This is a genomic window from Synechococcus sp. PCC 6717, from assembly GCF_022698185.1.
Taxonomy (GTDB): domain Bacteria; phylum Cyanobacteriota; class Cyanobacteriia; order Thermosynechococcales; family Thermosynechococcaceae; genus Thermosynechococcus; species Thermosynechococcus lividus.
The window spans coordinates 90,383-111,023 of the sequence record NZ_JAKLTV010000017.1 but is presented as its reverse complement, the minus strand read 5'-3'; the positions used below and the strand labels follow the sequence as shown (position 1 = coordinate 111,023).

Annotated in this window: 23 protein-coding genes and 1 tRNA gene; 19 read left to right on the top strand and 5 right to left on the bottom strand. The window is 53.3% G+C overall.

Features of this window, described 5'->3' with window-relative positions; translation table 11 throughout:
- Positions 1–324 precede the first annotated feature (324 nt).
- Positions 325–1,215, top strand: coding sequence for a Ycf66 family protein (locus tag L5470_RS08905; RefSeq protein ID WP_099798150.1), 891 nt, complete (start codon positions 325–327; stop codon positions 1,213–1,215).
- A gap of 8 nt (positions 1,216–1,223) precedes the next feature.
- Here L5470_RS08905 and L5470_RS08900 read toward each other — a convergent pair whose 3' ends face one another.
- Positions 1,224–1,619, bottom strand: coding sequence for a hypothetical protein (locus tag L5470_RS08900; RefSeq protein ID WP_499499481.1), 396 nt, complete (start codon positions 1,617–1,619; stop codon positions 1,224–1,226).
- Between the two features lie 80 nt (positions 1,620–1,699).
- A complete protein-coding gene (locus L5470_RS08895) occupies positions 1,700–2,746 on the bottom strand; it encodes a zinc-dependent alcohol dehydrogenase (RefSeq protein WP_099799495.1) in 1,047 nt (348 codons plus the stop codon).
- Between the two features lie 153 nt (positions 2,747–2,899).
- On the opposite strand from L5470_RS08895, the gene L5470_RS08890 reads away from it, so the two are divergent.
- The 9 genes from L5470_RS08890 to tsaE all read left to right on the top strand — a co-directional run bounded on the left by L5470_RS08890 (position 2,900) and on the right by tsaE (position 8,878).
- Complete coding sequence (locus tag L5470_RS08890; RefSeq protein WP_499499479.1) at positions 2,900–3,238, top strand: helix-turn-helix domain-containing protein; 339 nt, start codon at positions 2,900–2,902, stop codon at positions 3,236–3,238.
- Positions 3,190–3,498, top strand: coding sequence for a zinc ribbon domain-containing protein (locus tag L5470_RS08885; RefSeq protein ID WP_198406029.1), 309 nt, complete (start codon positions 3,190–3,192; stop codon positions 3,496–3,498). Before L5470_RS08890 ends, L5470_RS08885 begins: the two co-directional genes overlap by 49 nt.
- A gap of 86 nt (positions 3,499–3,584) precedes the next feature.
- Positions 3,585–4,304 (top strand): SDR family oxidoreductase, encoded by a 720-nt coding sequence (locus tag L5470_RS08880; protein WP_499499476.1) that lies wholly within the window; start codon positions 3,585–3,587, stop codon positions 4,302–4,304.
- 71 nt (positions 4,305–4,375) lie between these two features.
- A complete protein-coding gene (locus tag L5470_RS08875) occupies positions 4,376–5,221 on the top strand; it encodes an FAD-dependent thymidylate synthase (RefSeq protein ID WP_499499474.1) in 846 nt (281 codons plus the stop codon).
- A gap of 58 nt (positions 5,222–5,279) precedes the next feature.
- Complete coding sequence (locus tag L5470_RS08870; RefSeq protein WP_499499472.1) at positions 5,280–6,047, top strand: WecB/TagA/CpsF family glycosyltransferase; 768 nt, start codon at positions 5,280–5,282, stop codon at positions 6,045–6,047.
- 8 nt (positions 6,048–6,055) lie between these two features.
- The gene (ftsE, locus tag L5470_RS08865; protein WP_448514395.1) at positions 6,056–6,790 is read left to right on the top strand and encodes a cell division ATP-binding protein FtsE; all 735 of its coding nucleotides are present in this window, start codon (positions 6,056–6,058) and stop codon (positions 6,788–6,790) included.
- Positions 6,747–7,667: a cell division protein FtsX gene (locus L5470_RS08860; protein WP_499499470.1), complete on the top strand. Its 921-nt coding sequence runs from the start codon at positions 6,747–6,749 to the stop codon at positions 7,665–7,667. The genes ftsE and L5470_RS08860 overlap by 44 nt, the downstream gene beginning before the upstream one ends.
- A 44-nt stretch (positions 7,668–7,711) precedes the next feature.
- Positions 7,712–8,410, top strand: a complete 699-nt coding sequence (bchM, locus tag L5470_RS08855; protein ID WP_499499468.1) for a magnesium protoporphyrin IX methyltransferase — start codon at positions 7,712–7,714, stop codon at positions 8,408–8,410.
- Positions 8,411–8,413: 3 nt separating this feature from the next.
- Positions 8,414–8,878 carry a tRNA (adenosine(37)-N6)-threonylcarbamoyltransferase complex ATPase subunit type 1 TsaE gene (tsaE, locus tag L5470_RS08850; RefSeq protein ID WP_099799501.1) on the top strand — a complete coding sequence of 155 codons (465 nt, stop codon included), beginning with the start codon at positions 8,414–8,416 and terminating at the stop codon, positions 8,876–8,878.
- Here the strand turns inward: tsaE and trmFO are convergent.
- Positions 8,781–10,154 (bottom strand): FADH(2)-oxidizing methylenetetrahydrofolate--tRNA-(uracil(54)-C(5))-methyltransferase TrmFO, encoded by a 1,374-nt coding sequence (gene trmFO, locus L5470_RS08845; RefSeq protein WP_499499465.1) that lies wholly within the window; start codon positions 10,152–10,154, stop codon positions 8,781–8,783. The two genes, tsaE and trmFO, sit on opposite strands and share 98 nt — an antisense overlap.
- 2 nt (positions 10,155–10,156) lie before the next feature.
- The gene (locus tag L5470_RS08840) at positions 10,157–11,560 is read right to left on the bottom strand and encodes a cation:proton antiporter (protein WP_499499463.1); all 1,404 of its coding nucleotides are present in this window, start codon (positions 11,558–11,560) and stop codon (positions 10,157–10,159) included.
- A gap of 390 nt (positions 11,561–11,950) precedes the next feature.
- Between L5470_RS08840 and L5470_RS08835 the strand changes: the two genes are divergently transcribed.
- The 4 genes from L5470_RS08835 to L5470_RS08820 all read left to right on the top strand — a co-directional run bounded on the left by L5470_RS08835 (position 11,951) and on the right by L5470_RS08820 (position 14,142).
- On the top strand, positions 11,951–12,214 hold the full coding sequence (locus tag L5470_RS08835; protein WP_499499461.1) for a class I SAM-dependent methyltransferase: 264 nt from the start codon (positions 11,951–11,953) through the stop codon (positions 12,212–12,214).
- 211 nt (positions 12,215–12,425) lie between these two features.
- Positions 12,426–12,812 carry a preQ(1) synthase gene (queF, locus tag L5470_RS08830; protein ID WP_099799504.1) on the top strand — a complete coding sequence of 129 codons (387 nt, stop codon included), beginning with the start codon at positions 12,426–12,428 and terminating at the stop codon, positions 12,810–12,812.
- A 30-nt stretch (positions 12,813–12,842) separates the two neighbouring features.
- A tRNA-Gly gene (locus L5470_RS08825) sits at positions 12,843–12,914 on the top strand.
- 25 nt (positions 12,915–12,939) lie between these two features.
- On the top strand, positions 12,940–14,142 hold the full coding sequence (locus L5470_RS08820) for a DNA double-strand break repair nuclease NurA (protein ID WP_099799505.1): 1,203 nt from the start codon (positions 12,940–12,942) through the stop codon (positions 14,140–14,142).
- A gap of 3 nt (positions 14,143–14,145) precedes the next feature.
- Here the strand turns inward: L5470_RS08820 and L5470_RS08815 are convergent, their stop codons facing one another.
- Positions 14,146–15,498: a M23 family metallopeptidase gene (locus L5470_RS08815; RefSeq protein WP_227517390.1), complete on the bottom strand. Its 1,353-nt coding sequence runs from the start codon at positions 15,496–15,498 to the stop codon at positions 14,146–14,148.
- A 604-nt stretch (positions 15,499–16,102) separates the two neighbouring features.
- On the opposite strand from L5470_RS08815, the gene aroA reads away from it, so the two are divergent.
- The 5 genes from aroA to L5470_RS08790 all read left to right on the top strand — a co-directional run bounded on the left by aroA (position 16,103) and on the right by L5470_RS08790 (position 20,624).
- Positions 16,103–17,431, top strand: a complete 1,329-nt coding sequence (gene aroA, locus L5470_RS08810) for a 3-phosphoshikimate 1-carboxyvinyltransferase (protein WP_499499459.1) — start codon at positions 16,103–16,105, stop codon at positions 17,429–17,431.
- 331 nt (positions 17,432–17,762) lie between these two features.
- Positions 17,763–18,395: a MerR family transcriptional regulator gene (locus L5470_RS08805; protein ID WP_448514405.1), complete on the top strand. Its 633-nt coding sequence runs from the start codon at positions 17,763–17,765 to the stop codon at positions 18,393–18,395.
- A gap of 30 nt (positions 18,396–18,425) precedes the next feature.
- Complete coding sequence (locus L5470_RS08800) at positions 18,426–19,607, top strand: response regulator (protein ID WP_499499457.1); 1,182 nt, start codon at positions 18,426–18,428, stop codon at positions 19,605–19,607.
- Positions 19,608–19,722: 115 nt separating this feature from the next.
- A complete protein-coding gene (locus L5470_RS08795; RefSeq protein ID WP_099799508.1) occupies positions 19,723–20,088 on the top strand; it encodes a response regulator transcription factor in 366 nt (121 codons plus the stop codon).
- A gap of 5 nt (positions 20,089–20,093) precedes the next feature.
- Positions 20,094–20,624 carry a chemotaxis protein CheW gene (locus L5470_RS08790; RefSeq protein WP_099799509.1) on the top strand — a complete coding sequence of 177 codons (531 nt, stop codon included), beginning with the start codon at positions 20,094–20,096 and terminating at the stop codon, positions 20,622–20,624.
- Positions 20,625–20,641: the final 17 nt, after the last annotated feature.

Below are 20,641 nucleotides of genomic sequence, written 5' to 3'. Positions count from 1 at the left end.
TTCCGATCTGCGTAAAGTAGCGACGATGCTTGGATTGAGTCTGAGCGGAGTTGGTAGGGGGTCTTTGACTGCCCCCACCCGTATTAAGTTGTGGGTGACAGCTCAAGGGAAAAGCGAAGCAACGCGGCTTCAGCCCGTTGCGTAGCATCCTTTGGGAATCCCCTCTCTTTCAAGGAGGAGAGAAGTCAATCTGCTCGAAATCCGTGGACAATCACAAGAATAAATTCTTGCAGAGGTGAATTCACTGCGGTGTAAGGTAGAAGGTTAAGACCCCCAATGTGCGACTRGGGGGTGCAGCCGCCGTTATCTTGCTGAGGACTGGGAATGCTAACAAATCTACTGGCTTGGAGTCTGGCGATCGCCAGTTTAGGCTTGTACTTATCCGGGTTCTTTTTGCCAGAGTTGTACCGTAAGTTTGATTTGGCAGCCAGTGGTGCCGGTCTCTTTTTTGCCTTGACCTTGTGGATCTACGGCGATCGTGTCAATGGTGGTTTACTTTTGGGTACTACCGCAGGGGTTGCCCTAATTCTCTGGTTTGGTTGGCAAACCTTTCAGTACCGCTGGCAACTGACCCACCCTAGCGATCGCACCGATACCCAAAAGGCAAAAGCGCTCTGGCAACGCATTCAAACATTGCTTCCAGAAGGTACGCTAACCCAGATCAAAGACCGTGTCCAACGTCTATTCAGTGGTGCCGTAGCAAAGGACAAAGACAAAGGGATAGCCGCTGCACCACCTACTGCTCCCAGCTCAGAGCCGCTGATGGATACAAGTTCTGATATGAAGGAGGACTTGTGGAGCGAAAGCCAAGCCAGCAGCACCTTACCCACGAATGTTGAGACAGTGTCCCCAACCGCAGACGCACCAGCAGAGTCAACTGTTGAAGACTCACCATCCACAGCAGCAACAGCCGCACCACCCAGTGAGCCAGAACAGCCACCGGCCACCCCAGACCCAGAGCGTGCAGAGCTAGCGGATGCTCCGGAGAACACGCCAGTATCAACCCCCGTCACTGACGAGTCTGCGGGTTTAGCGGATTTAGAGGTAGAGGAAACCCCTGCATCAGCGGTAGATCTCATCAATGACATTCCCGACAACAGCGACGAAGAAACCCCCACCACAAGCATTGAAAATCCAGAGCACTTGTCATTTCCCACGGATAGCTCTAGTTCACATGAAGGTGAGTCATGGCCTCCTCCGGGCACTAGCGTATAAAAGGGCACTCAGAACCCATCAACTAGTTGAAGAAACCTTTGGTCGCCATGTGGGTTGTCAAGCAGCGCGAGAAATTTTGCAGCAGAACCCACAAGGAGGTAGAATGTGCGGCGGTTTTGCTCAAGACAAGTGCAGTCAAAGACCCGAGACGGCTGGGGAATCAGTTGCCACGCCTTCGTCTTAAGTTGTTCGAGGGGCTGGCGAGTCACAATGGCACTCCCCCAGCGAGCGGCAGGAACCGGTAACTGGTAGCACACCTTATTGAGGGCATAGGCTTCTGTTCCTAGTTCAGGATTCTGCTGCCACCGGCACGTGAATGGATAAAGGAGTCGTGCCTCCTCCTCAAGGGTCTTAACACAAAACTGGTTGAGGATCACTGGGTAGGAGTTGCCAGAAGATGTCATGCTGTAGCTCGAGAGTGTAATGCGCTAGGGGCGATCGCCCTATTTTACTCTGTCAAGGCTGGTTCAAAATTCCTAGAGGGCTAAGGGTGCAGTGCCACCTTAATCACTTGTCGTGCTTTCATCGCTTGCAGCACCTGCTCAATCTCGGTAAGGGGTGCGTGGCCACTTACAAGCATTTCAAAGGGTAAGGTTTGGCTGGCAATGAGGGCAAGGGCTTGACGAACAAAGGCGGGCGTATTGTGAAACACTCCCTTGAGGGTGAGTTCTTCGTAGTGCAGGCGCTCAGTATCGACACTGATGCGGGTTTCCCGCGGACAGCCGCCAAAGAGATTAATCGTTGCCCCCGGACGACCGCAGGCGATCGCCACTTCCCACACCTGCGGTACGCCTGTGGCTTCAATCACAATGTCAGCACCCCGTCCTGTCGTCCAATCTTTGACCACTGCTGGCATATCTTCGCACTGATGATGGTTCACCACCTGCTCTGCACCGAAGGTCTCGGCGATCGCCAACCGTTGATCCGAGCCGCCAAAGGTGAGTACCCGTGCCCCCTGCTGAGCCAACACCCCCACAAACATTAAACCAATGGCACCATCACCAATCACCACAATCTGGGGTGGACTCGGCCACTGCTGCATCTGGGGCTGCCACCCGCAACGTGCCACGCCGTGCAGGACACAGGCCAGCGGCTCCGTCAGGGCAGCCATCTCCTCGCTCAGGTGCTCAGGAATTGGCAGGAGGTTATGGCGAACAATACTGGCGGGAATCTTCAGATACTCAGCAAACGTGCCATTGTTAAACTCAAGGTGCGCACACAGCGAAAACTCCTGCCGCTGGCAATAGAAGCACTGGCCACAGGGCGCAGAGTTATTTGCCACGACGCGATCGCCCAGTCGCCAACCCGTCACCCCAGCACCGAGGGCAACAATTTCCCCTGCGGCCTCATGGCCAAAGAGAATGGGCGGGGTTAACATCCGGGCATGGCCGCCCCGCCGCCACACTTTCAAGTCGGTGCCACAGGTGGTTGCCGCTTTCACACGGATCACCACTTCGCCAGCCGCTGGCGTTGGATCCGCCACGCTTTCAATACGCACATCTTCTTTGCCGTAGAGCACTGCCGCTTTCATGATGACCCGCTAGGACGACCTCTTAGTTTTTATTAAACTTTGCGGGAAGACCCCATACGCAGCGTAGCGGAGTATGGGGATGAGAGCAAAGCCAAAAATCTGCGGCATTTAACTATTTGACCTGAGTTGGGTAAGTATTGTATAACATGCACTATGGGAAATAAAGCTTACAAATTTCGACTGTATCCAAACAAAGAGCAATCCGCATTTTTAGCAAAATGCTTTGGTTGCTCCAGATTTGTATATAACCATTTTTTAAGGTTGACCATAGATGCATACGCCAAGTCTAAAAAATCTCTACGCTACAAAGACTGGGCAAAACGTTTAACAGGCTTAAAATCAGAGTTTGAATGGCTTAAAGAAGTTAATTCCCAAGCATTGCAGCAGACTCTTAAGGATTTAGAGTCGGCATTTGTGATGTATCGTGGGGCAGCTCCCTCGCCATGTTGGAATACAAAGGGTATATCTACGGTTGCGAAATTTGCTACGTAGATAGATTCTTCCCCAGTTCTAAGAGATGTTCCAATTGCGGGTACATCAAGCAAGATTTAACGCTTGCTAGTCGTGAATGGGAGTGCCCAGAATGCAAAACTGTTTGGGACAGAGACATTAATGCTGCCTTGAATTTGCTGCTGTTCTCTGAATCAAAAATACCCTTGGAAGAAGGGAAATCTACGCCTGATCAGCTAGTTGCAAGACTAGGGATGAACCGGGATACTGGTTCAGGACAGGAAGCCGCAGGTGTAGCGTAGCGAAACCTGCGGTACTTCACACCATGTGCCCTCTTTGCACGTAGTTTTAGGGCTAAGATAGAAAAGGAATGTAAAGAAATGTAACAATGCCTCACTTATCGGATCAAGTGGTATTGGTGGTAGGTGCCACCGGTGGGATTGGCCGTGCCGTTGTCGAGCGGTTAAAAGGCACGGGAGCAACCTTAGTGTTAGCCGCTCGTTCTGGCGATCGCCTCCAGCAGTTAGCCGCCACGCTCTCAGGGGAGCGTAACGTGCAGAGTCACCCCTGCGACATTACCCAGCCGGATCAGGTTGTGCAGTTAATGCAGGCCATTCGCGAGCAACACGGGCGGCTCGATGTCCTGATTAATGCTGCTGGGGCAGGCTTACTCAAGCCCTACGCCAAAATTACCCCCACAGAACTAGAGCAGATGCTGGCGTTAAACCTGAAGGGCTGCTTCTACACCACTCAGCAGGCAGCGGAACTCATGAAAGAGCACCAGCAAGGACACATCTGTACAGTCGTGGGAATTTTGGGGAAGCATTCGATGGCCATGGCAGCCGCCTACTGTGCCGCCAAGTTCGGGGTGGTGGGCTTTAGTAAGTGCATGGCCGAGGAACTCAAACGCTACGGCATTAAGTTTAGCCTGTTCTATTTTGGCGGCGTGGATACGCCCTTTTGGGATGGCGTGAGCCTCAAAGTCGATCGCCAGAAACTCTTGCAGCCAGATGCCGCAGCAGCCCTGATCCAGGCTGCCTTGGAAACCGATCGCCACGCGGTTCCCCTTGAGCTAAGCTTGATGCCCGATAGTCATGTGTTTTTCTAGAGGCAATGTTTTCTAGAGCCAATAGCCCCAATGGACTAGGCTAGAACATGCAGCATTTGAGACGAGGTTCCATGCAAGACGGACGGGTGATTGCCGATTCCCTCTCGCCAGCAGGAATACGGCTGGTCACACTTCAATTAACCTATCCACGGTTTATCCACAGCGAACTGCTCACCCACCGCGTCTTTTCCCGCAATTCTGCCAGCTCTCGTGCTGTTCCCGTCAGCAAAATGATGGAACAGGTGAGGCAAGACCCAGTGATACCCTACCATTGGGGGCAAAACCAGAAAGGGATGCAAGCCCGCGTAGAAAGTGAGCACAAGGAAGCGGCAAAGGAGATTTGGCTAGAAACCCGCCTTGCCGTTTTAGAGGGTGCCCGTAAGCTGAACGAGTTGGGAATTCACAAGCAGGTCGTAAATCGGATGCTAGAGCCGTGGATGTGGATGCAAACGGTGGTCAGTAGTACTGAGTGGGGAAATTTTCTACATCTACGCAACCACCCCGATGCTCAACCAGAAATGCAGTCCCTTGCCAAGATGATCCAACACTTGCTGGAAACCCATACACCCACACCGTTAGCCGTCGGCGAATGGCATTTACCCTACATCGAGGAACGCGATCGCCAACAATACACCCTCGAGCAGTGCAAGTATATGTCCGTGGCTCGTTGTGCTAGGGTGTCTTACTACCTGCGGGATGGTCAACGCAGTGATCCCGCGTCGGATTTGGCACTGTATCAGCGGCTGGCTGGGGCAGACCCCAAACACTTGTCGCCCCTTGAGCATGTGGCAGAGTGCATGGGCGATCGCCGACGCTACGCCAACTTTGTCGGCTGGCGGCAACTCCGCTATTTTGAAGAGGCACATCTCCCTAAAGGACAAGCTGCTGCTCAAGGCTATCTACAGGTAAGCGAGTGACCAACGGTGGAAATAGCGGTAGGATACTCAAGGATTCTCTCAAGTTATTCAAGTCTCTATGGGTCAGCCATCTAGGGTTATGCCTGCCGTTCCTGCCAAAGTCTCTGTCTTTAGCTATCCCTTACACTTGGTGGACAATGCCCCAGAGTGGTTATTGATGCAGCAGCGCAGTGGCCGGGGTCAGCACGTTGTCACCCTCAACTCAGAAATGGTGATGCTGGCGGAGCGCACCCCACGCTTTGCCGAGCTTCTGCGGCAAGCAGACTTAGTGATTCCTGACGGCTCCGGGGTCATTCTTTACCTCAAGCTCCACGGCCTATCTGTAAAACGGCAACCAGGAATTGAGTTTGCCGAAGCCCTACTGAAGCTGGCCAGTGAGTCTGACCATCACAATCGTGTCTTTTTCTATGGCGCGGCACCGAGCGTTGCTGAAACGGTGGCTATTCGCTGGCAGGCTAAGCTCCCCAACCTGAAGGTTGTTGGTGTAGAGTCAGGTTACCATGATGCCAACACCGAAGCTGAACTGATCCGGCGGTTAGAGCGTTTACAACCCAACATTATCTTTGTGGCCTTAGGGGTGCCCCGCCAAGAGTACTGGATTCAAGACCATCGCCATGTGTGTCCGACCGCCATTTGGGTAGGTGTGGGCGGCAGTTTTGATATTTGGGCGGGGCAAAAGCAGCGCGCCCCCAAGCTCTTTCGCAATTTACACCTCGAGTGGCTCTATCGCCTCTACCAAGAGCCCTGGCGCTGGCGACGGATGTTGGCACTGCCACAGTTTGCATGGAAAGCCCTTGTGAGTCGTTTATACGGGCGGCGACGTTAACGCTTCCTATGGTCACCGCTACAGCAGTGCAAAGACCTTCAACCGCTCAATCGAGTCCTGATGTGATTGCCGAGCTAAGGCAAGTCACAAAGTGTTTTGCGGCTCATCCGCCCTGTCTTAATGGCGTCAGCCTGCAACTGCGGCAGGGGGAATTCTATTTTTTAACAGGGGTCTCTGGCTCTGGGAAGTCCACCCTGCTCAAGTTATTGTCCGGTCAGATAACACCGGATCACGGCAGTGTACACCTTTTTGGACAAGCGCTCACCCCCCACGATGATAGGGCGATGGCACGGCTGCGGCGACGGTTGGGGGTGATTTTTCAGGACTTTAAGTTACTGGGCGATCGCACCGTGGCAGACAATGTGGCCTTTACCCTCCTTGTGCGCGGCACCCCTAAACCAGAACTGCAGCAGCGGGTGCACACGGCTCTCAAACTGGTGGGGCTGACCGCCAAAGCCAGCGCCTACCCCGACGCTCTTTCCGGAGGCGAGCAACAGCGCGTCAGTATTGCCCGCGCAATTGTGGGCGGCCCCGACCTGCTGCTAGCGGATGAGCCAACGGGCAACTTAGACCCCCAGACCAGTCAACAGATCCTCTACTTACTCCATCGCCTGCACCAGCATGGCCTCACGGTGCTGTTCACCACCCACGATCGTGCGTTAACCCAATTGCTTCCCCATCCTATTTTGCGATTACACCATGGCCAACTTCAGCAGGTTGCCACACCCATGGCCAACCCTTGACTTCTTAATTCCAGAAATGCGGCGCAGCCTCTGGCGCGGCGGCTGGCTCAATGGGGCTGCGGTGATTGCAGTGGCGGTAACCCTCTTTWTCTTTGGTTGGGGCTGGCAGATGTCCCATACCCTCGGTGCAGCGGTGGCTGCCCTTGGCAACCGCCTTGAAATTACGGCCTACGTTGCCCCTGACTTACCGGAGACAGCCATAGCTCGTCTGAAGCAGGAGTTAGCTGCATTACCCGCCGTTGAACGCTTAACATGGATTGGGCGCGATCGCGCTTGGGCAGAGCTACAGGCAGATTTAGGCTTGACCACTCAGCAAGGAGATCTGCACCTGTTTGAGCAAAACCCCCTGAGTGACGAAGTCAAAATTCGCGCCAAGACCCTCGATCAGGTCGCTTCCTTGGCCACTCAAATTGCTCAGCAGCAGGGAATTGAATCGGTACAGTACCTTGAGCGGGCACTGAGCGGTCTGCAACGGCTGCAGCGAGTTATCCGTACGGCCACGATCGCCCTTGTGCTGTTATTGGGGGTCACTGTTGTGGCGCTGGTGAGCACCATTTTGCGGCTGATTATTTTAGTGCGGCAGCCAGACATTGAGATCATGATCCTGGTAGGGGCAACCCAGCGCTGGATTTATACCCCCTTCTTTGTGCAGGCAACAGGCTTGGGGGGAATCGGCGGAGCAGTGGCTTGGTTGGCTGGAGCCAGCAGTAGCCAGCACCTACAGCACTGGTTGAGCCGCCAGTTTAGCGGCGGCGCCATAGCGAACAGTGTAACGCTGGAATGGAGTTGGCTGCTGGGCGTGAGCCTTGTTCTTGCAGGGATTTGCTTGGGTGGGCTGAGCACGCTGCTAGCAATCAAAACCGCTCCCCGAGGCTAATCGGCTGTGTAACAATAAATGGGGCAATCACAATTTTGTCGGTTATGACGCAAGCTACCCCTCCGTTAGACGAAAAAACCATTGTCCAAAACTACTTCAACACCACCGGCTTTGATCGCTGGCGACGCATCTATGGCACCGATACGGTGAGCAAAGTGCAGGCGGATATTCGCCTTGGTCATCAGCAAACGATTGATACGGTTTTGGCGTGGCTCCAAGCCGAGGGACACCTCAAGGGCAAGCTGTTTTGTGATGCGGGTTGTGGGGTTGGCAGCCTGAGCATCCCCCTTGCCCAGTTGGGAGCACGGGTCTATGCCAGTGACATTTCTGAAAAAATGGTGGCTGAGGCTCGCGATCGCGCCGCCGCCCAGTTGAATGGTCACCATGAGCTAATTCTCAGCGTCAGCGACTTAGAGGCGTTACGGGGGCAGTATCACACCGTCATTTGCCTAGATGTGCTCATTCACTATCCCGATGCGCAAATGGCAGGGATGCTAGCGCACTTGAGTTCCTTAGCCACAGAGCGACTCATCCTCAGCTTCGCCCCTAAAACCCTCAAATACACACTGCTCAAAAAAATCGGTGAGTTTTTCCCGGGGTCTAGCAAGGCAACCCGTGCCTATCTCCACAGCGAAGAGGAGATTGTGCAGCGCCTCAGGGCACTCGGCTGGCGTATCGAGCGCAATGCCATGACCAAAACCCGYTTTTAYTTTTCCCGCCTCTTGGAGGCGGTGCGGGTGTAACTCATGGTCAACGAGGTGGGGGTGTTCACCCTAGCTGAATTGCAAGCCTTGGCGCACCGGTGGGGTCAACACCTGCCCAGTGGCACCACGTTGCTGCTGGTGGGGGCACTGGGGGCAGGCAAAACCACGTTTGTTCAAGCCCTCGGGGCTGGGCTAGGCATCACAGACGTTATCCAAAGTCCCACCTTTACCCTGCTGCAGGAGTATCCCGAAGGACGCGTGCCCCTGTATCACTTTGATCTCTATCGCTTAAGTGCGGCGGATGTGTCAGAACTAGCACCGCAGCGGTACTGGTATGGGGAAGAGGTTGAGCTAGGGATTGTGGCAATTGAATGGCCCGATCGCCTACCACAGTGGCCTACCGATTATCTTAAACTTGAGCTTCAGCGGCAGGGCGATCGCACTCATCTGGCACTAACGGCTGTAGGGGCAGCGACAGTGCTGCTGCCCATGTGCTTAAATCGTTGAGGGCGCGATCGCGATAGGCAGCATAGCGCAGGGCTTTGGAGCGGACTTTCTCCGCCAAGGGCGGCAAAATACCAAAGTTCGGGGGCATCGGCTGAAACGTTTTGCTATCAGCGGTACTAATGTAGTGAAACAGTGCCCCGGCCATCGTGGTGGGGGGCAACACCAACGGCGGTAACCCTTGGGCAATTCGTGCCGCATTGGTACCAGCCAACCATCCCCCCGCTGCCGCCGCCGTATAGCCTTCTGTGCCCGTGAGTTGCCCTGCCCCCAAGAGAGTGGGGCGATCCCGAAACTGCAAACTGGCACTCAGAAGTTTCGGCGCATTCAGAAACGTGTTGCGGTGCATCACCCCCATGCGCACAAATTCCGCCTGCTCCAGCCCCGGAATCAGGCGAAACACCCGCTGCTGCTCACCCCAGCGCAAATTAGTCTGGAACCCCACCAAGTTCCACAGTTGGCCGTGGCGATCCTCCTGCCGCAGTTGCGCAACGGCATAGGGACGGCTACCTGTCCGAGGATCCTGTAAGCCGACGGGTTTAAGTGGCCCAAAGCGCAGCGTATCCACTCCCCGCCGCGCCAACTCCTCTACCGGTAAACAGGCTTCAAAAAACTGGGCACTATCGCGCTCAAAATCCTTGAGGGGAGCCTGCTCCGCCTGACACAGCGCCTGCCAAAATCGCTGGTACTCGTCTGCAGTAAAGGGGCAGTTCAGGTACGCTGCTTCGCCGCGATCGTAGCGAGAGGCGAGAAATGCAATCTCGCGATTAATCGACTCCCCCACCACAATGGGGCTAGCAGCGTCAAAGAAACTGAGATACTCTAACCCCGTCAACCGCTGCAAATCTGCACTCAGGGAAGGACTGGTCAACGGGCCTGTGGCCAGTACTGTAATGCCGCTTTCGGGGAGGCGCGAGACCTCACTGCGTCGGAGTTCCACCAACGGATGAGTCTCAAGGCAGCGGGTGAGTTCACGGCTAAACTCGGCTCGATCCACCGCTAGCGCTCCTCCTGCTGGCACCGGATGGCGATCCGCTGTAGCAATAATCAGGGAGCCAAGGGCGCGTAATTCGTGGTGTAATAACCCCGTGGCGCGATCGCTGGCCTTTGCACCAAAGGAGTTACTACACACCAATTCCCCTAGCTCTGCCGTATGGTGGGCAGGACTGGGAACGTGGGGGCGCATCTCGTAGAGGATCACCGGCAACCCTGCCCGGGCAATTTGCCATGCTGCCTCTGTCCCTGCCAAGCCACCGCCAATCACTACAATTGGTTCCATGCCTACCCTTCTGGCGGTGACTCAACCGCAACCCCTGCCCCCTCTGGCAGCAGGTTCTCCTCTGCTTGAGGCTTAAACACCAATCGCAGTAGCGGCGGCGCAAGGAAGGTCGTTAAAATCACCATCACAATAATGCCTGCTTCTAAGGATTTCGAGAGCACACCACTGGCAGAACCCACCGCTGCAAAAATTAACCCTACTTCCCCCCGGGGAACCATACCAATCCCAATGGCCCAGCGATTGATCCCAGGCTGGCCAAACACGGTTGCCCCCGTTACCACCTTACCAAGGATAGCGACGACTACGAGAAATGAGGCAATAATCAAGCCAGCGCGATTTTCTGGCTCTAGGGGATTTAAGACACTAATATCCGTGCGCGCTCCCACACACACAAAGAACACCGGCACCAGCATATCGGCAATGGGTAAAATTTGCYCCTCCAGTTCCCGCCGTTTTTCCGTTTCTCCCAATACCAAGCCAGCGGTAAATGCCCCCAAAATTGCCTCCAGTTGCAGAATTACCGCTACATACCCCAAGACAAAAGCAAAAATCAAGGAAGGAATCAGCAAGCTCCCGCGGGTGGTTAGCCGATCCACCATCCCCAAAAAGAATGGACTCAGCAGCCGCCCTAGCACCACCGACCCCACCAAAAACACCACAGAACTCAGGATCAGATAAATCACGTTGCTAACTTCCACGGTGCCGGTTTTGGCAAGACTGGCCACCACTGCCAGCACAATAATGCCAAGAATGTCATCCAGCACCGCTGCGCCAATAATGATTTGCCCTTCACGGGAGGTCAGCCGTTGAATCTCTGCTAAGACTTTTGCCGTGATACCAATACTGGTGGCGGTCAGTGCCGCACCCGCAAAAATGGCTGGCACTAGATCCACATGAAACAACGTGACAAGGCCAAGGGTACCCGCAGTAAAGGGGGCAACCACCCCCACAATGGCCACAACCGCTGCCTGAGGCCCCACCTTCAGCAAGCCCTGCAGATCCGATTCAAGGCCAATCTCAAACAGCAAAATCATTACGCCAATTTCTGACAGCACTGAGATCACTTCACTGGCGGTACTGGCTACTACCSAAGCCACCGTGCCATCCATCCCCGCTGTTTGCTGAATAAATGTGGTCAATACCGACGGTTCAGTGACGGCACCTTCGGAAAATACCAGTAGATGCAGCACCGAAATGCCAACGACAACCCCTCCCACCAGTTCCCCCAACACGGGTGGAAAGTTAATGCGGGCGCAAATTTCACCGCCCACTTTACTGGCAACGTAAATGACCACTAAGCTCAAGAGCACCGCCGCAAGGATCAAAGGACCAGCTTCTGCCAAATTCAGGGCTTCCGCAGCAACATCAGCAATTGAAGGCACAAAAGGTAGCGTAATGAAAGGCATAGGGGCAAATCGTTAAAAACTCTTTACCTAGTTAAGCACGGTGGTTGTTTGTGCTCAACTAGAAGGGACACTTATGGAACATATTGGTTAGGGCCGATGTTTTTTGCCTAGCCCCAAGCGGCTTCAACCGGTTTGTCTAGCAACTCACTCAAGGAGAATGGCAAACTAGCAGCGTACACCCTTTTGTAGGAATGCCCCCATGAATTTTAGTCCAGAGTCCTTAATGCCAACAGAGCCTCTTCGACAGAATCAACAGAGGATGGACAGCTATTTTGGTGATTTCTTTGGCTTGATGCGCAAAGCCTTGGTTGCGGGGGGGGTCGGAACTGGGCTTAGGTATGACTCTCTTTTCCCTAGCAGTGAGCATTCGCGCCAGCCGCATTATTGAAATTGGCCGATTCAGATGCAGAGGATTTGATTGCTGAGGCGAACCTAAAGCACTATGTTCAGTTCATTAATGCCCGTTCGGATGAAGTCACGATTGAGGGGTTAGTTGACCTGATTTTTATCGACGGTGATCATAGTTATGAGGGCTGCAAGGCCGATGTGTTCAACTATGTACCCTGGTATTTACGTCCGAGGGGATATTTTATTTTGCACGATTATTATATTATGGCTGGTACGACGACCAAGGTCGCAATAATTCTCCTGTGAAACAAGTTATTGATGAGCTGATAGAGGAAGGCTTGTTTGAACACCTACTTGTGGATACAGGTTACCAGTCATTTACGGTGTTCCGCAACCCAGCATGAACAGAGTGCTTTGACATCCTTCCCATGCCTAAAGGCAGGGGCTTTACGGCGTTCTTCGGTAAAATAAATACGTTCTTCGGTAAAATAAATATACTGAATGTTCGGGCTAATCAATGCAAGAGACTGCAATGAAGTATGGTGAGCGTGCTATTGAAGAAGGTCAACTGATTACCTTTCCCAACCCGCGCCCTGGTCGGCACTATACAATTGAGATTACGCTGCCTGAATTTACCTGTAAATGTCCCTTTTCGGGCTATCCTGATTTTGCAACTCTTTACGTTAGCTATAGCCCCCATGAAAAGGTCGTGGAGCTAAAGGCGATTAAGCTCTATATCAACAGCTACCGCGATCGCTACATTTCCCACGAAGAAGCAGTGAACCAAGTTCTCGATGACTTAGTCGCAGCCTGTGACCCCCTGTACATGCAAATCAAGGGCGATTTTGCACCGCGGGGCAATGTGCATACCGTGATTACCGTGGAGCATCGCCGTAGTGCCTAGTTTGCTGCTAAAATAAGAGATTGTAAAATTGCGGACGTAATTCAGTGGTAGAATGTCAGCTTCCCAAGCTGAACGTCGTGGGTTCGAGTCCCATCGTCCGCTTCATACAACCAGTCTTGACGAACCTATGGTTCTTCCTGCTGCACAGTTAGTGTCTCAGCTCAACGCCAAAAAGAATGACTTTTTGCAATACGATAGCGAGTTGAGCCAAGTTTGGCGAGCCTATCAACAAGCCTTGAATCATGCCCAAGCCCTATCCCCTGCGCAGTTGTTGACCACGATTCCGCAAGAGATTGAGTGGTCTGGTGCCCGTCCTTTGGAGCCTTGGCCACAGGAGTGGCGAATTCCCCTCGGTATGTCATGGCCTCACCGCGACGCGGCTCGATCTTGGGCAAAGGAGCAACTGCAGGGGGTAACCACGATCGCCGTTGATGGATCGCAAATTTTACCCACCGAGGAGATTTCAACCCCTGTAGGGGTGGTTCAAGCGGGCTGGTTTATTAATCCCCATTGTCCTGATCAGCCCTATAGCAAAGACATCCATCTTGAGCTAATTACCCCTGCTGAGCTATGGCAGGCTCGGCAGCATTACAATCAAGATCAACCGCACCGCTTTAGCGAGCGTTTTATTCACTTAAAGCGATTTCAGTTAGAGTTGGCAACCCTGCGCCAGTTAATTGCCACGAGGAGTCTTCCTCGCCAGACCTTGGCTCTCTTTGATGGCTCTCTTGTGCTTACCTTTGCGGAATCCTACGATCATCAGTGGCAGCAGCAGTACGTCCAAGGGATTTGCGACACTCTCCAGCAGAGTGAGCAGCAGCAAGTACCTCTTGTTGCGTATATTGACTATTCTCAGGCGCGGGATTTAGTCACCCTGCTGTGCCATACCCACCACCTTAGGAGAACCAACCAAATCTTTGACTGCCACTTGCTGAATGACGTGCTGTCTCAATGGGGCGATCGCTCCCCATTTTTCGTGTGCGATCGCGGCGATGAGGATGGTTCTGCTGCCATCTTGGGTACTTACGGCACTTGGTCGCACCAAATCGGTTTTTGCTACCTGAAGGCTCACCAAGGATACCCCGTGCGCCTTGAGCTGCCGGTTTGGATCTATACAGCGGGACTGCTAAATAGTGTGATCCGCTGGTTGTGCGGCGAACTCATTAGTGGTCAGGGGTATCCCTACGCCCTAGAAGCCGCCGATCAGGTGGCCGTTCTCCAAAGGAGCGATCGCCAAGCCTTTCTCAAACAGCTTCAACAATGGGCAGAGCAAGTGGGGGTTGAACTGCGCTTTAGCCGCAAGTGGGTGAGCAAACAATCTCGCCGCTAGCTCCTAGCTTTGTGCCCGCCGCAAAAAGCTCATCGGATCAACCGCGCCGCCTCCTTGGGGATGAATTTCAAAATGAACGTGCGGACCGGTGCTGCGGCCAGTACTGCCCATTTCAGCAACCTGCTCGCCCTGCTGAACATACTGACCAACGCGCACCAAGTTGCGATGATTGTGGGCATAAAGAGTCAAGGTGCCATCACTATGGCGAATTTCGACTAGGTTCCCATACCCCCCAGAATTCCACTGGGAATAGGTCACAACCCCTGCGGCTGCGGCATAAATGGGAGTACCCACCGGCGCAGCAATGTCAATACCACGGTGCATCCGTCCCCAGCGAGGGCCAAAGCCAGATGTCAATACCCCACGGGCAGGCCAAATGAAGTTTGTTGTTAAGCTGGGCAAAAAGCGATCGGAGGCCGGTAAGGGGGGTAAATTAAGATTGCTAGGTAGCGGTGGTGTAACAATTGAGCGCGCCACTTGTACCGGCACAGGGGGAGCGATGGGTTGCACCGGTGCCACAGGAGCGACCGTTGTTGTTTGGGAACGATTAGCAATGGTTGGTTGTGGCCGCACTTCAGGGGTTGCGGGAACCGTTGTTGCCTGAACAGTCGCCAGAGAAGGGCCAATCCGCCGTTGGCGATCAACCGCCCGGCCAAAGGGAACCGGATTGGCTGTCACCCTCATTTGTGACGAGTTGGCGGCTTGTGAGGGCGCAAAGGCCACTCGTCCAGAGGAGGGTTCTACATCTGGTTGTGGGGGTATGGCTTCAGGCTCTACACCTGCTGTCGTCTGCTCCAGAGCCCCCCCCACAGACAAGGGCACATCAAGGGTCAGTGAGGCCACAACTGTAGTGGTTGCTCGGGTCACAAGGGTCGCAAGGCTATCGGTGTTTGCACGGCGATCCACAAGCCTAAAGGTCGGCTCTGAGGTGCCGCTGAGGCGTTCTAGAGGTGCGGCACTAGACAGGGTTAAGGGGTTCGAGGCAGGCGTGAGAGAGGAAAACCTAGCCTGTGGCAGAACTGCTTGCTGCCACGCCCCTTCGGTAATTCCCGCAAGCGGCTCGCTCTCCTGAGCGAAACCAATGCGCTCGGGTGACTGCCCAAAGGTAGAAAATTCATCGGCGTTTGTGCTAAAGGCAACAGATTTTGCGAAAAAGGAGGGCAACCCAAGCACTTCAGCGCGATCGCCGAGCAATGTGGAGGTATCAAGAGCCTGAGCAGGGCTGATAACGGCTGCTGTCCCAAGGGAGAGCAGTGGCAGATAGGAACAAACTGAGCACAGCGACCGACCAATCCTAACCGAGGGGGTAACGAGTGCATCCTGAAGTACAGCAGGGGTACGACTATCGTTGTTCAAGGTAAGCCTCCTCGCACACAAAATACCTGGTGATTCGACAAATCGGTTTGCTGAGAACACAACAATCCAACAGATTGCTACCTAGGTAGCTGACTGAGTCTATGCCTAAAACTGTCCCAAAGCAGTGAATATGCAAAGGATGTTTTTGCAAGACAATGAAACTTCTAGGTGACTTTACCGAATCCCTCAGCAAAAGACAAGCCTTGACGCAAGCCACTCCCACCCATGCACCACAGCGAATTATCTACAAAAGGGGATAAATGGGATATTTCTCTGGCAAATTTTTAATTAAAAACCCTGAATTCACAACGGCTTCACGACAATTTATTTTTTGCAGATAAAATCAATGCCCCTCTTCAAAGTAATAAGGAAAATAAAGTTTATGCAGGACTAAGTATAGTTTTTTTTAATAATGTAAATTCTGTAACAATCACCCTATCAGGGGTGGTTTGCGCCAAAGTGTCCTAGTATAATTGTGCCAATCCATGGCAAAGTGGCACAATCTAATGATGGGTGATGTGGCTTCCATGAAGGGCTTGCACGCAGAAGGTGATCAACCGCAGCAGACGTGGGAGAATCAAAGACGCAAGTTGATTCGCAATTTTTGCCAATGGCTGCAATTACAATTACCTCCGATGATGCATGGCAGATTCAGCCCAACGGCCAACCCTTGCGGGGAACCATTCACGTACCGGGGGATAAATCCATCTCTCACCGGGCACTAATGCTAGGGGCGCTAGCAACAGGAACCACCTACATTCAAGGCCTATTAGTAGGGGACGATACCTGTAGCACGGCGGCATGTTTCCGGGAATTGGGGGCAACCATTTCTGATCTCAACTCAGACTTGGTAACAGTTGAGGGCATAGGAAGCGGTCGCCTGAAAGAACCTCTAGATGTTCTGAATGCTGGCAACTCTGGCACAACCATGCGGCTTTTGCTAGGCATACTGGCTGCGCAAACGGGTCGTTTCTTTACGCTGACAGGAGATGCATCCCTGCGATCGCGCCCGATGGGACGAGTCGTACAGCCCTTGACCCAAATGGGTGCCCAAATTTGGGGACGAGATGGGCATCGCCGCGCCCCGTTGGCCGTCCTAGGGCAAGCGCTGAAACCCATCACCTACACTAGCCCCATTGCGTCAGCACAGGTGAAATCAGCCATTTTGCTAGCGGCACTGCCGACTGAGGGAACAACGATTCTCCGAGAACCCTACCGTTCTCGCGATCATAGTGAGCGAATGCTGCAAGCCTTTGGTGCCCAGCTTACTGTAGAACCCGAAGAGGCCACCGTAGAACTCACAGGCCCTTGCCAGTTAAGCGGCCAAACCGTGATTGTCCCAGGGGATATCAGCTCGGCAGCGTTTTGGTTGGTGGCGGCTTCGATTACCCCTGGCTCAGAATTGCTGTTGACCAATGTGGGGGTGAACCCGACTCGCACCGGCATTTTAGACGCACTCTGGAACATGGGCGCTGATATTACCCTAGAAAACGAACGCATGGCGACAGGGGAACCCGTTGCCGACCTGCGGGTGCGCTCCACTCAGCTCCAAGGGACAACGATTTCTGGTGCTTTAATTCCGCGCTTAATTGACGAAATTCCAATTCTTGCTGTTGCTGCAGCCTTTGCTACAGGCACAACCCAGATTCGGGATGCTGCGGAACTGCGGGTCAAAGAGAGCGATCGCCTCGCGGCAATTGCAACTCAGTTGCAACATCTTGGTGCAACAGTTACAGAGATCAGCGATGGTCTTGACATTACTGGCGGCACGCCCCTCTACGGTAATGCCCTTGAGAGCTATGGGGATCACCGGATGGCCATGAGCCTTGCGATCGCCGCACTAAATGCAAAGGGGTCGAGTCGGATTCACCAAGCGAGTGCTGCTGCCGTGTCCTACCCAAATTTTGTAACAACGCTGCAACACATTGCTTGATACCCTAAAAATTAGGATAACTGGCTAAGAATTTTGCCGACAGCTAGACCCATGTGCTAGTATCAAATAAATTATTTTGGTCTTACAGCCCTACGGTATTCCTAGCGTTAAAAACTGTAATATTGCTGTGCTGTAAACTGCTTCCTTGCGTTAGTCATCAAGCTCAACATAAGACCAAGTTAGACCCAAAATGATATAGAATCAAAAAAACACGGTACTATAGCATCATCTGCGCTGATAAACCATCGCACTGTTGCAATCATTGCAGAAACAATCAGTATCCCTGTTGTTCTCGGTTTTTAACTTCAAAAAAGGCTGCGCTAATTCAACCATGGCAACAATTCAAGAATATATTCACGTTCAGGATCAATGGTCATTAGACGAGTTGGTGGAAATTGCCAACGAGCTACTGCCCCAGCACTTGCCTCAAGAAGACTCTAAGAACCGTGTTTTAGAGGAAGTCAATCCTCGTCTTGTGCGTCACTATACCTCCTGCAAGCTGATTGATCGCCCAGCCCGCATTGGTCGTGAAGGCCGCTACGGCTATCGCCACCTAGTGCAATTATTAGTAGTGCGCCGTCTTTTGATGGAAGGCTACACTGCGGGTGCCATTTACAAGCTGGTGTATCGCATGAGTACCCCTGAGCTACGGGCACTACTAGAGCAAGGGGTTCACCTGCAACTGAATCCACCCCCGATCAATCCTGCCCTTGCCTTTTTGCAACAGGTTCAGGATCGCACTGAACATCGCTATCCTGAGCCAATACGCGCCAGTGCTGTCCGCCGCACTACCGAAGTCCCGCCGCCTAGTTCGCCCCGGCCGGAAACGTGGAACCGGGTGGAGGTGGTGCCGGGCTTTGAGGTGCATATCCGCGAGGACTTTGACTTTCCGCAGATCAACCGTGACCAAGAGGCACTGGTGAAACAGTTAGTGCAGCTACTGTCGTCCTACACGCAACGCTAGCTGCTACCGGCGATCGCCATCACCACAACCATGGAAGGGTGCCTCAACGATACTGACATCTATACCCTGTGCCAAACCCTTGCCTTGGCGCAACGCACAGGGGAACTGTACCTTGAGGATGAGCGCGGTCAAACGTGGCTGTTGTTTCTTAACCATGGGCACCTTGCCTATATCGCCGATCGCCATAGTCAGAGCTTAGAGCGGCTGCAAGACTTACTCTACGGTCAGGGGATTCCCTTACCTGCAACCGAAGATCTCATTGAAAGCGCCTCAGGTGCCAGTTGGGTGGAGTACGAATGCCTTTGGTGGTTAGTTCCCCACTGTCCCCTTGCGCAAATTCAGATGCTTTGGCGATCGCTCCTGCGTGAAAGTCTCTTCGATATTGTCAGTTTGAATCGCGGCTGGTTTAAGTTCTGTAGTGCGAGTCCCCTCACCCCCCAATGGCATAGCTTACCCTTAACAAGCTTGATCAACGATAGTCTCGGACAACTGCGGGAATGGAAAAAACTCCACCCGTACCTGCGCTCCCTAGACCAGCCCTTGGAGATGACGAATGTCAAACCCAGCCTGCCAGAACCACGTCTGCGTCAGCTAGAGCCATTTATCCAAGAGCATTTAAGCGTGCGCCGCCTCAGTCGCCGCCTAGGGCGAGATGTCATTACCGTGGGTAAGCTCCTTTTGCCCTACCTACATCAAGGCTATCTGCAACTCAGTCCCCTTCCTACCAACAGCCAAAGTCGTCCGTTTCCGCCCTTGGCATGGCGGCGATCGCCACGGGTTGTGTGTGTTGACGATGCTGCCACAGTGCGTCAAGTAGTAGAGTCAACCCTACAGGAGGCGGGGTATGAAGCCACGGCGATCGCCCATCCCCTCACCGCCCTAAGCCTCATTTTTCAACTCAACCCCGATCTCATCTTTTGTGACATTGCCATGCCCGAGCTAGATGGCTATGAACTGTGTACCCTACTACGCCACACCCCACGCTTTCGCTACACCCCCATCATCATGCTCACCAGCTTTGTCGGCTTACCAGATCGGTTGCGGGCAAAAATTGCCGGAGCCACCGACTACCTCAGCAAACCCTTTACCACCAATGAACTACTGACCATCACCCAGCGCTATATTGGCGGAGCCTCACCCCTCAGGGATGTGGCAGACGAAACCCTCACAGACGTGCTAGAACAAAAAGCAGTTCTAGAATCCYCCCCTTAGGGGGCAAGTCGTTGCAGGCCTTATGCAAAACCTGCCACACCGTCAATGGAGATCGTTTCTTAGAATATAGACAATCCCTTTGCAGCAAACCTCATTAAACATCCATTAAACATCTATGAGTAAAGTCTTAGTTGTTGAAGATAGCCCCCCACAGCGGGAGATGATTAGCGAGCTACTAGCAAAGACAGGCTTCGAAGTCACAATTGCCAGCGATGGTGTCGAAGCAATTGAACAGCTCCAGAACTTCACCCCTGATCTTGTGGTTCTAGATATTGTCATGCCACGGATGAATGGCTATGAAGTCTGTCGCCAAATTAAGGCAGATCCGCGCACTCAAACGGTTCCCGTTGTCATTTGTAGTTCTAAAGGCGAAGAGTTTGATCGCTACTGGGGCATGAAACAAGGCGCTGATGCGTATATCACAAAACCCTTCGACCCCAAAGAACTGATTGGTACCATCAAACAACTATTACGAGGCTAGGCGCCATGTTTAGTAGTTCAGACCTGATGGCAGAGAGTATCTCCCTTGAAAGCGGCAACATGGATGCCCTGAAAACTCCAGAAGGGGACTTGCATATTCTCTTCACCATTGCTTCAGGGGACGCCTTAGCGTTGTCAGCTGTTGGCGTGCGGGAGGTGGTGGCCGTCAGCCCTGATCGCATCACACCAGTTCCCAACACATCGCCATTGCTGCTGGGCATTCTCAACCTCCGTGGACAGGTCATCTGGGTTGCCGACACTGGCCAATTCCTAGGAGACGAGACCCCCCTCAATACCGATCGTCCAGAGTTATCCATCATTGCTATTGAAGAGGACGAACTCATGGTGGGCTTGGCCGTGCATCAGATCAAAGGCATGGAATGGCTCAACAGCGATCAGATCAAGCCCGCCACCAACCTGAGTGATAAAATGGCACCTTTTATTCGTGGGGAGTGGCTCCTAGACGGCGAGCAGCCACAGGTCTTAAAACTGCTTGACCCCCTCGCCATCCTGCGCAGTGCCCGCTGGGGCATTTAGACCCCCTAGTAAGGAGT

Coding starts and splice junctions, on each gene's coding strand:
- L5470_RS08880 (WP_499499476.1), top strand. CDS start 3,585: ATGCCTCACTTATCGGATCAAGTGGTATTGGTGGTAGGTGCCACCGGT.
- queF (WP_099799504.1), top strand. CDS start 12,426: ATGCAAGAGACTGCAATGAAGTATGGTGAGCGTGCTATTGAAGAAGGT.
- L5470_RS08875 (WP_499499474.1), top strand. CDS start 4,376: ATGCAAGACGGACGGGTGATTGCCGATTCCCTCTCGCCAGCAGGAATA.
- L5470_RS08805 (WP_448514405.1), top strand. CDS start 17,763: ATGGCAACAATTCAAGAATATATTCACGTTCAGGATCAATGGTCATTA.
- L5470_RS08870 (WP_499499472.1), top strand. CDS start 5,280: ATGGGTCAGCCATCTAGGGTTATGCCTGCCGTTCCTGCCAAAGTCTCT.
- L5470_RS08795 (WP_099799508.1), top strand. CDS start 19,723: ATGAGTAAAGTCTTAGTTGTTGAAGATAGCCCCCCACAGCGGGAGATG.
- L5470_RS08885 (WP_198406029.1), top strand. CDS start 3,190: ATGTTGGAATACAAAGGGTATATCTACGGTTGCGAAATTTGCTACGTA.
- L5470_RS08905 (WP_099798150.1), top strand. CDS start 325: ATGCTAACAAATCTACTGGCTTGGAGTCTGGCGATCGCCAGTTTAGGC.
- L5470_RS08900 (WP_499499481.1), bottom strand. CDS start 1,619: ATGACATCTTCTGGCAACTCCTACCCAGTGATCCTCAACCAGTTTTGT.
- L5470_RS08890 (WP_499499479.1), top strand. CDS start 2,900: ATGGGAAATAAAGCTTACAAATTTCGACTGTATCCAAACAAAGAGCAA.
- tsaE (WP_099799501.1), top strand. CDS start 8,414: ATGGTCAACGAGGTGGGGGTGTTCACCCTAGCTGAATTGCAAGCCTTG.
- ftsE (WP_448514395.1), top strand. CDS start 6,056: ATGGTCACCGCTACAGCAGTGCAAAGACCTTCAACCGCTCAATCGAGT.
- trmFO (WP_499499465.1), bottom strand. CDS start 10,154: ATGGAACCAATTGTAGTGATTGGCGGTGGCTTGGCAGGGACAGAGGCA.
- L5470_RS08820 (WP_099799505.1), top strand. CDS start 12,940: ATGGTTCTTCCTGCTGCACAGTTAGTGTCTCAGCTCAACGCCAAAAAG.
- L5470_RS08895 (WP_099799495.1), bottom strand. CDS start 2,746: ATGAAAGCGGCAGTGCTCTACGGCAAAGAAGATGTGCGTATTGAAAGC.
- L5470_RS08790 (WP_099799509.1), top strand. CDS start 20,094: ATGTTTAGTAGTTCAGACCTGATGGCAGAGAGTATCTCCCTTGAAAGC.